Source organism: Mangrovibacter phragmitis (genome assembly GCF_040429585.1).
Taxonomy (GTDB): Bacteria; Pseudomonadota; Gammaproteobacteria; order Enterobacterales; family Enterobacteriaceae; genus Mangrovibacter; species Mangrovibacter phragmitis.
This window is the reverse complement of sequence record NZ_CP134782.1, coordinates 1,283,162-1,296,306: the sequence shown is the minus strand read 5'-3', so window position 1 is coordinate 1,296,306 and position 13,145 is coordinate 1,283,162. Positions and strand designations below refer to the sequence as shown.

Sequence of the window (13,145 nt, the reverse complement as noted above, 5' to 3'; positions counted from 1 at the left end):
CCTGATGCCATAAAGTCACTTAGCACAAATTCTTATTACCCACTGAGAAAACGATGTTATTTTTCGCCACTTTCTGGCATAGGTATTGCTCACTAAAAATGACTTATCATCCAGGAATACATACTCATGAGCCAGTCACCTCATGCTGCCCATTATTTTCTTGCCGCACGAGAATGCGAAATTTCTCGTCTGGATAATGTCCTTCGGGCTGGAAAACTGATTGGGCAATTAAGCCATTTAGTCCATGTTCTGCAGCGTGAGCGTGGTAGTTCAAATATCTGGCTGTGTTCAGAAGGTATGTTGTTTGGTGAAGAACTGGCTCACCGGGCTGCGGCAGTAAGCCAGTCCATGAGCAATCTGTTCTCTGATTTACCGGCACTGCCTCCCGCGAGTGCGTTACAACCTGGTGCTTTTCGGATATACCACCGAATTGGCTCAATGCTGATGGCGCTGGAAAGTCTCCCAGAACTACGCAACCAAATACATGACCGCAGTGTCAGCCATCAGCGGGCGATGGAAAGCTTCAATGCCATCATTCAGCAGGTACTTAACCTGGTGTATGAAGTGGCGGATATTGATGCCGATGGTCAGGTAGCCAGCGCCCTGGTCGCATTGTTCACCTTTATGCAGAGCAAGGAATATGCCGGGCAGGAAAGGGCGCTGGCATCTGCAGGCTTTGCGTCCCGATGTTTTTCAGACAGCGCGCGCCAGCTAATGGTCGAGCTCATCGCTGCACAGGAAAGCTGTCTGAACAGTTTTTCCGGTTTCGCCGATGCCAGTATTATCTCAGTCTGGAGCCAGCAAGAGGCGAAAACCAGCGAGTTTGAACGCCTGCGCCGCCTGGCCTGCACTGGAGTACCAGGTGAAGAAGATACCGTTCTGAACTGGTTTGCCCTGGCATCCCAGCGCCTGGACATGATGAAAATTGTTGAAGACAAGCTGATTAATAAAGTGATGCATTTGTGCCAACAAAGCCTGCAGCGTGTCCAGTCATCTAACCTTGACGACCCACAAACTCTGGCAGGCGTTGTCGTTACACCCGAAAAACCGCTGGCAGCATATTTTGCCGCCAGCGCTCACCATAATGAAGCCGATGATGATACCGGCCTTCCCCCGCAATTAAACCGTTCTTTACTTAACTTGATCCAGCACCAGGCTCATCGTCTTAAAACCCTTGATAATGAACTCGCAGGTCTTCGTGCAACACTCATGGAACGCAAAACCATTGAGCAGGCGAAGGCGCTGTTAATGCAGTACCAGGGGTTAACGGAAGAACAGGCCTGGCATCTGTTGCGTAAAACAGCGATGAACCAGAATAAAAAAGTGGTGGAAATCGCTCAGGCAATGCTGGATGTCAGTACCGTGTTTACCTCTACCCCTTGACAGGTACCTGCACAAGAATTGTGCATATTTTGCTCTGTTGCTGTGCGTAGTTATCCCCAAAGAAGGGGCTGGACTGCGCTCAGGGTAGTATTTTCAGGGCAAACAGATATGGCACAGCAATTGCAAATTAAGTTCTGACAATTACGCATTTGTTTCGCCAATGGCGGTGAAACGAGTGCTTTGGATAAAGGCGTCCTTACTTTGGCTTTGGCCGGAGTACGGACGCCTTTTTTTTATTCTCAGAACAGGACGCCTTGATGAGCAAAACGCATTTTACGCTTTCCCGCCGCCAGTTTCTGGCAGGCAGTGCCGCCCTGGGAGCCGGCTTGATCCTGCCCGGTATTCGCCAGCAAGCCTGGGCTGCGGGGTCCGATGCGCCAGAGTTGACCACGGTGAAAGTTGGGTTTATTCCCCTGACAGATTGTGCGCCAGTGGTGATGGCCGCCATCAAAGGATTTGATAAAAAATATGGCATCAGTATCCAGCCCAGCAAAGAAGCCAGTTGGGCAGCAGTACGGGATAAACTGCTGTCTGGCGAACTGGATGCCGCCCACGTTCTCTACGGCTTAATTTATGGCCTGCAACTGGGCGTCGCTGGCCCGCAACGTAACATGGCAAGCCTGATGACCCTGAATAACAACGGGCAGGGGATTTCACTATCTAACCAGCTCAAGGCTGCCGAGGTTACCAATGTTGAATCACTAAAAAAAGCCATTGATGCCAAACCGGCTGGTTCCATGACCTTCGCCCACACCTTCCCAACCAGCACCCACGCCATGTGGCTCTATTACTGGCTGGCAAGTGCAGGCGTTAACCCCTTTACTGACGTGCGCACCGTTGTCGTTCCACCACCACAAATGGTGATGAACATGAAGATAGGCAACATGGTGGGTTGCTGTGTTGGTGAACCCTGGAACCAGCGAGCTATCAGCGACAATATTGGCTTCACAGCTGCCACATCCCAGTCTGTATGGCCCGATCACCCGGAAAAGATCCTCAGCACCCGCCAGGAGTGGGTAGAAAAACACCCAAACACGGCCAGAGCACTTACCGCTGCAGTACTGGATGCCGCGCGCTGGATAGACGCCAGCGATGCCAACAAACGCGAAACCGTGCAGGTTATCGCCCAGCGCCCGTGGATCAACACCAAACCAGAAATTATTGAAGGGCGCATGTTGGGGAAATACGAAGATGGCCTGGGTAAAACCTGGCAGGATGCCCACGCCATGCGCTTCTTCCATGATGGCGAAGTGAGTTACCCATGGGATTCAGACGGCATGTGGTTCCTGACCCAGTTCAAGCGCTGGGGGCTAATTAAAACCGCGCCAGATTACCTCGCTATTGCACGCCAGATTAACCGTGTGGATGTGTACAAAGCCGCGGCAACTGCGGTGGGCGGCGTCTCTGTTCCGGCAAGTTCACTGCGCAAAAGCACGCTGATGGACGGCAAGGTTTGGGATGGTACCAACCCCGAGGCGTATGCAGACAGTTTTGCCATTAAACAATGAGGTCCGGGACATGAAAACAGCACAACAGATAACCCCCCTGAAAGCTGAACGCCCGGGGGCAGAAAAACAGATACAGGGTGAAGTTGTGAACCTGGCTGTCAAACCAGTTCGCCGTCCACACCGTATTTCTCACACACTGCGCCAGCTACTGGAACGAATTATTCCTGTTCTGGCCGGGCTTGGATTACTGGCCGTGGTGTGGCAACTGGCAGCACTACACAGCCAGGGTTTCCCCGGGCCGGTCACCACGCTTGAGGCGGCCAAAACCCTTTTTGCCGACCCGTTTTACAACAATGGCCCGAATGACCAGGGGATCGGCTGGAACGTGCTGGCATCGCTGGAGCGTGTCGCTGTTGGTTTCAGCCTTGCCGCGCTGGCGGGTATTCCCGCCGGGTTTCTGCTGGGGCGTTTTCAGTTTCTCGGCCGGATGTTTAACCCGGTAATTGCCTTGCTGCGCCCGGTGAGCCCACTGGCCTGGCTGCCTATTGGTTTGCTGCTGTTCCAGCGTGCTGAACCGGCATCCAGCTGGACCATTTTTATCTGTGCTATCTGGCCGATGATCATCAACACCGCTGAAGGCGTGCGCCGGGTTCCACAAACCTATCTGAATGTCGCCCGTGTATTGCGACTCAGTGAATGGACCATTATGCGCCGCATTTTGTTTCCTGCCGTGTTGCCCGCAGTAATGACCGGGGTACGCCTGTCCATGGGGATTGCCTGGCTGGTGATAGTGGCTGCTGAAATGCTTACCGGCGGCCTGGGTATAGGGTTCTGGATCTGGAATGAATGGAACAACCTCAATGTGGAAAACATTCTGATCGCCATTTTAATCATTGGGGCAGTAGGGCTGTTACTTGAACAGGCATTACTGCTGATAGCACGCCGCTTCACCTGGGAAAGCCGGGAGGATAAATGAACAAAATCATTCAGGTTCAAAATGTCAGCCAGCAGTTTATGACTGCCGGTGGCCCGTTTCTTGCCCTGGACCGGGTTAGTTTCGACATAGCTGAAGGTGAAACCATCAGCCTGATTGGCCATTCCGGGTGCGGTAAATCCACCTTACTGAATTTGATTGCCGGTCTGACACTGCCAAGCAGTGGTGGGTTGCTGTGCGACAACAAAGAAATTGCCGGGCCAGGCCCGGAACGGGCGGTGGTTTTCCAGAACCACTCACTGCTTCCCTGGCTTACCGCGCGTGAGAACGTTGCGCTGGCTGTAGAAACCGTATTCAAAGGCAGCAAAACCAAAGCTGAAATGCGCGAATGGACCGAGCATAACCTTGAGCGTGTGCAAATGGGCCACGCCATGGATAAACGGCCAGACGAAATATCCGGCGGGATGAAGCAGCGTGTCGGCATCGCCCGGGCGCTGGCCATGAGCCCACGGGTTTTACTGATGGATGAACCTTTTGGCGCACTGGACGCACTGACCCGCGCACACTTGCAGGACGCCGTCATGCAAATTCAGGCACGCCTGAACACCACACTGGTTCTGATAACGCATGATGTAGACGAAGCCGTACTGCTTTCAGACCGGGTGTTAATGATGACCAATGGCCCGGCAGCAACTGTGGGCGAGATCCTGGAAATCGATCTTCCCCGGCCACGCAACCGGGTTGCACTGGCGGATAACCCGCGCTACCACCAGTTGCGCCAGCAGATATTGCAGTTCCTGTACGAAAAACAGCCTGCAGCTGCCTGAGGACACACAAATGAAACCGCATCTGGTGGTGGCAGGCAATGGAATGGCGGCGCTGAAACTGGTGGAAACGCTGCTGGCGCTCGCGACCGGGCGTTTTAAGGTTACGCTGATTGGTAATGAACAGCATGCAACCTACAACCGGGTTCAGTTGCCTTCAGTTCTTAACGGTGACAAAAGCTTCGCTGAAATCGCGCTGCACCCGTCATCCTGGTATCTGGAGCAGGGTGTCACCTTGCTCACAGGTGAAACAGTACTTTCAGTTCACCGGGAAAGCCGCCAGGTGGTGACAGATAAACGCGCGCTTGTCTGGGACCAGTTAGTTATTGCCACCGGGTCACAATCTGCAATGCCGCCTGTAACAGGAATTCAGTTGCCCCATGTCTGCGGGTTCCGCCACCAGCAGGATCTTTTCGCGCTGCAAAATGATCCTCCCGGAACACCGGTTATCGTGTTGGGTGGCGGGTTCGTTGGGGTTGAAGCCGCAGCAGCACTGGCTCAGCAGGGGCGGCAAGTCTCGCTGGTTCACCGCCATGGCTGGCCCCTTGAGCGCCAGGTGGATGCAAAATGTGGCGAACGGCTACTCAGTGCGCTGTCACAGCAGGGGGTTCACTGCCTGATGAACAACGGTATTACGGCGATTACAGCTGATGCCGTCAGGCTTACCGATGGGCAACTTTTGCCAGCCAAACGGGTGGTGATAGCGACCGGGATCCGGCCAAACATAACGCTTGCCCGCGAAGCAGGCCTGGCCTGTGGTCGCGGAATTCAGGTTAACGGGCAACTCCAGACCAGCGACCACACCATCAGTGCTCTTGGGGAGTGTAGCGAGTTTAACGGTGAAGTACCCGGCTTGCTGGCACCTTGCCTGGAGCAGGCTGTGGTACTCGCTCATCGCCTGGCAGGCCAGGCCATCGCAGATTACCACCCCGAGCCTCAGGGTACCCGCCTGAAAGTGCGGGGATTGCAGCTGTTTTGTCTCGGCTCCCGTCAGGAGCAGGAAAATACTCCGCCCTTAATCAGTGAGAACACCTCCACTGGCGACTACCAGCGGCTATATACCTGCAACGGGCACCTGACAGGTGCGTTCCTGTGGGGCGATATCAGCGAAGCAGCGCGCATCAGAGTACTGATGCACCAACCTATTCATTTTCACGCCCTCCTTCCCGGTGTTCCCTCCCTGGAAGCGGCACCAACCGCAAGGACAGAAGTAATGCAGTATATCAACACGCACACCAAAAAAACGTTGGTTGTTATTGGCCATGGCATGGTCGGCCAGTATTTTCTTGAGCAACTGGTTGAACGAGGTATGCACCAGCAATGGCATATTGTGGTTTATGGTGAAGAACGCCACCTGGCCTACGACCGGGTGCATTTAACCGACTATTTTACTACCGGAAACGCCAACACTCTGAGCCTCACCGATGCCGATTTTTTTGCTCAACATGGTATTGAGTTGCGCACCCACAGCCAGGTAACCGCGCTTGATACTGACCGGCGCAGCCTGACGGACGCTCAGGGCCGGGAGTTGGCCTGGGATCACCTGGTGCTGGCAACCGGCTCGCGGGCTTTTGTACCGCCAATTGAAGGCCATGATGACCAGCGCTGCTTTGTTTACCGTACGCTGGATGATCTGGATGCGATTAAAGCTTGTGCCAGTCATGCTTCACGAGGCGTGGTAATTGGTGGAGGCTTACTTGGTCTGGAAGCCGCCAACGCGCTGAAAACACTGGGGCTGGAAACCCATGTAGTGGAGTTCGCGCCACGCCTGATGGCCGTCCAGTTAGATGACGAAGGTGCCGCGCTGCTTCGCACCAAAATTCAGGCTTTGGGTGTCCATGTCCATACTGGTATGCAAACGACCAAAATCGCCTCTGGCGCCAGTGGCTTGCAATTGCAATTCAGCAGTGGTGAACCGCTGGAGACCGACCTGGTGGTCTTTTCAGCCGGGATCCGCCCACGCGATGACCTGGCGCGTATAGCCGGGCTGGCTACCGGGCCGCGCGGCGGCATTATCATTGATAACCAGTGCCGTACCAGCGACCCTGCGGTGTACGCCATTGGGGAGTGTGCTCTCTGGGAGGGGATGGCTTTTGGCCTGGTTGCCCCCGGTTATGACATGGCGCGTATTGCTGCCGCTCAGTTGTCAGGTGAGCAGGAAGCCCTGTTCAGTGGTGCAGACATGAGCACACGCCTGAAACTGCTCGGTGTGGAAGTTGCCTCGCTGGGTGATGCCCATGGTCAAACCCCTGGTAGCCTGGTCTACCAGTGGCACAATGGGCCAGATGGCATATACAAAAAAATTGTGGTCAGTGCTGATAAAAAACAGCTATTGGGTGGTGTTTTGGTTGGAGATGCAAGCGACTACAGTAATTTACTGCAACTGATGCTCAATCACATTGATTTGCCGGATTCACCTGCACAACTTATTCTGCCTGCGACTGGCGATAAGCCTGCCACACAGGGCAGCAAAGCACTACCGGACAGCGCGGTACTGTGTTCGTGCCACAACGTAACCAAAGGTGCAATTCGCGCAGCCGTCACCGCAGGCCACCATGATCTCAGCGCGGTGAAATCATTCACGAAGGCGGGCACAGGTTGTGGCGGGTGCACCGCCCTGGTTAAACAGGTGATGGAGCAGGCACTGGAAGAATCCGGGGTTGCAGTCAGTGACGATATCTGCGAACACTTCCCCTGGTCGCGCCAGGCATTATTCAACCTGATTCAGGTTGAAAACATCCGCAGCTTTGATGAGTTGATCCAGCGCCACGGTAGTGGCCATGGCTGCGAAATTTGCAAACCACTGGTTGGCTCACTGCTGGCATCAGCCTGGAATGACTACCTGCTGAAACCAGAGCACTTGCCACTGCAGGATACCAATGACCGCTATTTTGCCAATATTCAGAAAAACGGCACTTATTCCATCGTGCCACGGATCCCGGCAGGCGAGATAACGCCACAAGGCTTAATCGCCATTGGGGAAGTCGCACAGCGTTATAATTTGTATACCAAAATTACGGGCGGGCAGCGCATTGATTTGTTTGGTGCCACTCTGGCGCAGTTACCTCTTATCTGGCAGGAACTGATTGATGCTGGTTTTGAAACCGGCCATGCCTACGGTAAGTCGCTGCGTACGGTGAAATCCTGTGTCGGCGAAAACTGGTGCCGTTATGGGGTACAGGATTCAACCAGCATGGCGATTAAACTGGAACAACGCTACAAGGGATTGCGTTCACCTCACAAAATTAAAATGGCGGTTTCTGGTTGCACCCGCGAATGTGCAGAAGCGCAAAGTAAGGATATTGGTGTCATTGCCACAGACAAAGGCTGGAACCTGTATGTCTGCGGTAATGGCGGCATGAAACCACGCCATGCGGATCTGTTTGCCACTGATCTTGATAGCGAAACATTAATTCGCTACATCGACCGGGTACTGATGTTTTATATCCGTACTGCCGGGCGTTTAACCCGCACCAGTGTGTGGCTTGATAATCTGGAAGGTGGTCTGGATTATCTCCGCCAGGTGGTGATTGACGACAAACTTGGTATTAACGCGCAACTGGAAGCACACATGGCGCACATAGTTGATACCTGGCAGTGTGAATGGCAAACCACACTGAATAACCCGGAACAACTCGCCCGGTTCACCGCCACCATCAACAGCAATACCCCGGATGAATCTGTGCAATGGGATACCCGCCGTGGGCAAATACAACCCACCACCGCACTAATCACACACCAGTCGCGCTTGCCTGCGGAACCCTGGCAAACGGTGTGCGCCATTTCCGCAATCCCCAATAATGCTGGTATTGGCGCTCGCCTGGGCAGCCACCGTATTGCCTTGTTCCGTATCGGGGAACAGGTTTGGGCACTGGACGACATTGAACCCGGCACCCAGGCCTGCGTGATGTCGCGCGGTTTACTGGGAGACAACGCGGGAGAACTGATTGTGATTTCGCCACTGTATAAGCACCGTTTCCGCCTGGCTGACGGGCGTGCACTGGAAGGGGAAACGCACCTGCGCAGCTGGCCGGTACATGTCGTGAATGGGCAAGTTCTGGTTGCCAGTGAACCAGCAACGCACAGCGAACCTGTTGCCGAGGCTACTGTATGAATGAAACCCGGACCACTTGCCCGTATTGCGGTACCGGCTGCGGTCTGCGGGTTTCCGGGGCATCAGCAAATGTTGCCGGGCAGATACCGGCAATAAAAGTGCAGGGCGATAACTCACACCCGGCAAACCTGGGGCGCATCTGTGTAAAAGGCAGTGCACTGGATAAAACGATGGGGTTACAGGGGCGGCTTCTCGCCCCGCACATCAAACACCAACGCGTGTCCTGGGAGCAGGCACTGGACCATGCTGCCCAACGGCTTGCTGACATTATTCAACAGTACGGTCCGGATGCAATTGCGTTCTACGCCTCCGGGCAATTACTCACTGAAGACTACTATGCTGCCAACAAGCTTATGAAAGGGTTTATCGGCAGCGGCAATATCGACACCAATTCACGGTTGTGTATGTCTTCCGCTGTAGCGGCCTATAAACGCGCTTTTGGCGAAGATGCCGTGCCCTGCAACTATGAAGATATTGAACTGGCAGATGTCGTAGTCCTGGTGGGGAGTAACCTTGCCTGGGCGCATCCGGTATTGTGGCAACGCCTGGCTGCGGCACGGGCGGCCAGGCCTGATATGCAAATTATTGCCATCGACCCCCGACGCAGCACAACTTGCGCTGAAGCAGACCTGCACCTGGCTATCACCCCCGGTAGCGACAGTGCGTTGTTTACTGGCCTGGTAAACTGGCTGATAACAGAAGGAAAAGAAGATGCTCTGTGGCGCAGCAGAACTGTGGGGCGCACCGAAACGGCCCAGGCAGCTGCCCCCTGGACTGCCGACAAAGTAGCTGAATACTGTGGCCTTTCACGCAACCAGGTTGAAGCCTTTTACCAGCTTTACTGTAAACCACGCCGGGTAATGACATTGTGGTGTATGGGCATCAACCAGTCCGCCACAGGCACAGATAAATGCAATGCCATCATCAATGCCCATCTGGTTTCCGGGCAAATAGCCAGTCCCGGATGTGGTCCCTTTTCTCTTACCGGCCAGCCCAATGCCATGGGCGGGCGTGAAGTGGGTGGGTTGGCAAACCAGCTTGCTGCCCATATGGATTTTACCCCGGAAGCCATTGAGCGGGTGGGCAGGTTCTGGGGCAGCAACCGCACAGCGCATAAACCGGGTTATAAAGCGGTGGAGCTGTTTCAGGCGGTTGAGCGGGGCGACATCAAAGCCATCTGGATTATGGGCACCAACCCGGCGGTATCGTTGCCAGACACCAATCAGGTTGCCCGGGCGCTGGCGATGTGTGAGTGTGTGATAGTTTCTGACATCACTGCGCATACCACGACGGCAGCCTTTGCGGATGTTCTTTTCCCGGCCCAGGGCTGGGGAGAAAAAGAGGGTACGGTCACCAATTCTGAACGCCGCATCTCACGGCAACGGCGCTTTGCCGAACCACCCGGTGAAGCCCGTCCAGACTGGTGGATAATTGCGCAAATCGCCCGGCGTATTGGGTATGAGAAAGCTTTTGACTGGTCTCATCCTCATGAGATTTTTAGTGAACACGCGGCTCTTACCGGTTTTGAAAACCAGGGAGAGCGCCTGTTTGATATCAGTGGGTTAAGCCGTTTAACCCGCACTGAATGGGAACAGTTACAACCTATTCAGTGGCCGGTAAATTCACACTACCCGGCAGGGTGCCCCCGGTTATTTCAGGATGGCGTATTTGCATTCCCGGATGGTAAAGCCCGCCTGGTCCCGGTTCACCCACAGCCGCCCAGGGGGACCACCAGTAAATATTACCCCCTGGTCATGAATACTGGCCGCATCCGCGACCAGTGGCACACCATGACCCGTACCGGGATGGTTGAGGGTCTGTTACAGCATCGCAATAAGCCTTATTGTGAAATCAACCCGGCAGACGCCAGCCAGGCGGGAATCACTGAAAACAGACTGGTAAGGTTACAGTCTGCCACAGGCTGGATGCTGTGCCGGGCTGTGATAACCGATGCGCAACCTGTCGGCCAGGTATTTGTGCCAATGCACTGGAGCAGCCAGTTTGCCTTGCAAAGCCAGCCAGGGGCGCTAATCACTGCGCATCGCTGTGAAATATCCGGCCAGCCAGAAAGTAAATTCACCCCGGTACGGGCCCAGCCCGTGACCAGTGACTGGGAGGGCGTGTTATATGCCAGTGCCAGTGACAGTGACAGTGTCACTATTTCTGGTGCGCAATGGTGGGCCCGTGCTCCGGTGCCCGGTGGCTGGCAATTCTGGGTTGCAGGTGAAGGGTGTATTACGGACTGGCTAGAACAACAACCCTGGCTGGCCGGGTTCGAATGCCGCCAGGCCACGGACAATAATATTTCCTGCCACTTACTGGGGTTTAACCACGGGGCGCTGAATGTGGCGTTCTATGCCAGCCCGTCAGCACCAGAGCCAGACTCCACACTGGTTTGCGCAAGCCTTGGCAAAAAAGTGGATAAGCAAACCAGCGACCAGCTGCTTGCCGGTCGCTCTCTGGGGGATACCCGGGGAGCCCAAATGTTGTGTAGTTGCTTTGGTATCCGAGCCAGGGATATTACCCAGGCTATTGCCAGCGGTTGCCATACTGTTAGCTCTCTGGGTAAGCAACTTGGCTGTGGCACCAATTGCGGCTCCTGCATTCCTGAGCTAAAAAGCCTGCTGTCACAGCACGCACTATAATTCACCCGCTATAATTCACGGGCAGGGAAGCCTGGTCAGGAGCATGATTATCCTTTTGAAACCACTTATCTACTCCCCAGGTATTATTTTGATTTCTCACAAAATACATCACACTTATTGAGCAGGTATCTAAACTAGAATCAGTATCAGTCGATAAATCTGTTGAAAACGTTTATTTGCTTACACGCCTGCAGGCAGGGCGCAATGTATTGGCGGTTCTGGTATATCACGCTATTCAGGAGCTGTTATGTACTCTTTCATTGCCAGACAACCTATTTTTGATCAGGATATGCACACCGTCGCTTACGAGTTGTTGTACCGGAATGGCCTGAGTAATTCGTTTCCTGATGTGTCTTCGGAATATGCCACCAGTCAGGTAATTTCAGACCAGTTTCTTGGCACACCACTCCAAAGTGTTACGGATAACCGCGTCTCATTCATCAATTTTCCCCACAAGATGATCATTGACCGCCAGGTTTTCAGCCTGCCGCCAGAAAGTGTGGTCATTGAAGTACTGGAAGACGCACAACCTGATGATGCTTTATTTGATGCCATTAAGGAATTACACCATAAAGGTTTTACCGTCGCGCTGGATGATTTCACCATGGAAGAAGCCTGGGTGCGCTTTATACCTTATGTGGATATTCTGAAATTCGATGTACGACAGCATTCAGCTGATACCATCGCACAATATATCTCCCGTCACCATCTGGAAAAAATGACATTATTGGCGGAAAAAGTTGAAAGCAAAGAAGAATTTCAAACATTCAAGTCACTGGGGTTTTCTCTTTTTCAGGGCTATTTTTACCACCGACCAGAAATTTTACGCAATAAGAAACTGGCGCTGAATATTGCCTGGTTGATTGAGCTGATGCGCGAAGTTAACCAGCAGCGAATCGACTATGAAAAGGTGGGCAATTTAATCAATCGCGATGTGTCTATAGCTTATAAGTTCATGCGTTATATCAAGAACATTCGCTACCAGACCAGTTTCCCGGTAGAAGTGAATACCATGTCGCTGCGTGATATCGCGCTATATATTGGCGACCATGAATTGCGCCGGTTTGTCTCACTGGTAAGTCTGTACAGTCTTGATGATGAAAAACCCGTGGAACTGTATAAAAACAGCGTCATTCGTGGGCGATTTTGCGAACTGATTGCCACAGAATTACATATGACTTACCTCGAAGGTGATGCTTTCCTGTGTGGCCTGTTTTCGTTACTTGATGCCATTCTGGATCATCCACTGAATGTTTTACTTGAACAGATCACCTTGTCACCACGAATTCATGCGGCACTGGTGGATAACAAAGGGGTATTATTCGAAATACTTGATCTGGCACGCCACTATGAAACCATGCAGTGGCTGGAAGTGCACCGTTTGGGCAAAGAACTGGGCCTTAACGACCCACAAATCATAAAAATCATGACAAGCTCCACTCACTGGGCAGATGAGAGCTATTAACCACCATCTGTGCATAAGCACGCCATTTACTGGCAGAATTGACTGAGCGTGATTAACGCACCACAGGGGCAAGGTAAACAGGCTGGCCAGCAGAAAGCCCCTGGTGCACCTGACGGGTAATGTCATCGCCCAGTATTTCACTCAGCCCTGCTTCCAGCGCGTTATAGGTTGCCGTGACAATATCCAGTGGCGAGCTTTTTGGCACATCAAAATTCTTTGTCATCCCGGTGTCAATAAACCCTGCATGCAGGCCCGGCACAGGCTGCTACTGCTGTGCCAGATAAACTGTGTCACAACACGTAACCAAGTGAATAATGTAAGTAATTAATACC

At 53.3% G+C, this 13,145-nt stretch carries 8 protein-coding genes; 7 read left to right on the top strand and 1 reads right to left on the bottom strand.

Annotation, left to right across the window (positions count from 1 at the left end; translation table 11 throughout):
* Nucleotides 1-126: 126 nt before the first annotated feature.
* The 7 genes from MPHASIOC01_RS06165 (at nucleotide 127) to MPHASIOC01_RS06135 (ending at nucleotide 12,813) form a co-directional block, all read left to right on the top strand.
* Nucleotides 127-1,383, top strand: coding sequence for a nitrate- and nitrite sensing domain-containing protein (locus MPHASIOC01_RS06165; RefSeq protein WP_353614194.1), 1,257 nt, complete (start codon nucleotides 127-129; stop codon nucleotides 1,381-1,383).
* Between the two features lie 257 nt (nucleotides 1,384-1,640).
* Entirely contained in the window at nucleotides 1,641-2,891 is a 1,251-nt protein-coding gene (locus tag MPHASIOC01_RS06160) for an ABC transporter substrate-binding protein (RefSeq protein ID WP_353614193.1), read from the top strand.
* A 10-nt stretch (nucleotides 2,892-2,901) separates the two neighbouring features.
* A complete protein-coding gene (gene ntrB / locus MPHASIOC01_RS06155) occupies nucleotides 2,902-3,807 on the top strand; it encodes a nitrate ABC transporter permease (protein ID WP_064593577.1) in 906 nt (301 codons plus the stop codon).
* Entirely contained in the window at nucleotides 3,804-4,592 is a 789-nt protein-coding gene (locus tag MPHASIOC01_RS06150) for an ABC transporter ATP-binding protein (RefSeq protein ID WP_110025221.1), read from the top strand. The genes ntrB and MPHASIOC01_RS06150 overlap by 4 nt, the downstream gene beginning before the upstream one ends.
* Before the next feature lie 10 nt (nucleotides 4,593-4,602).
* Nucleotides 4,603-8,703 (top strand): nitrite reductase large subunit NirB, encoded by a 4,101-nt coding sequence (gene nirB, locus MPHASIOC01_RS06145; RefSeq protein WP_353614192.1) that lies wholly within the window; start codon nucleotides 4,603-4,605, stop codon nucleotides 8,701-8,703.
* Nucleotides 8,700-11,348, top strand: coding sequence for a molybdopterin-dependent oxidoreductase (locus MPHASIOC01_RS06140; RefSeq protein WP_353614191.1), 2,649 nt, complete (start codon nucleotides 8,700-8,702; stop codon nucleotides 11,346-11,348). Before nirB ends, MPHASIOC01_RS06140 begins: the two co-directional genes overlap by 4 nt.
* A 247-nt stretch (nucleotides 11,349-11,595) precedes the next feature.
* Nucleotides 11,596-12,813, top strand: coding sequence for an EAL domain-containing protein (locus MPHASIOC01_RS06135; RefSeq protein WP_353614190.1), 1,218 nt, complete (start codon nucleotides 11,596-11,598; stop codon nucleotides 12,811-12,813).
* Nucleotides 12,814-12,865: 52 nt separating this feature from the next.
* Here MPHASIOC01_RS06135 and MPHASIOC01_RS06130 read toward each other — a convergent pair whose 3' ends face one another.
* Nucleotides 12,866-13,036 carry a hypothetical protein gene (locus MPHASIOC01_RS06130; protein WP_353614189.1) on the bottom strand — a complete coding sequence of 57 codons (171 nt, stop codon included), beginning with the start codon at nucleotides 13,034-13,036 and terminating at the stop codon, nucleotides 12,866-12,868.
* Nucleotides 13,037-13,145 lie beyond the last annotated feature (109 nt).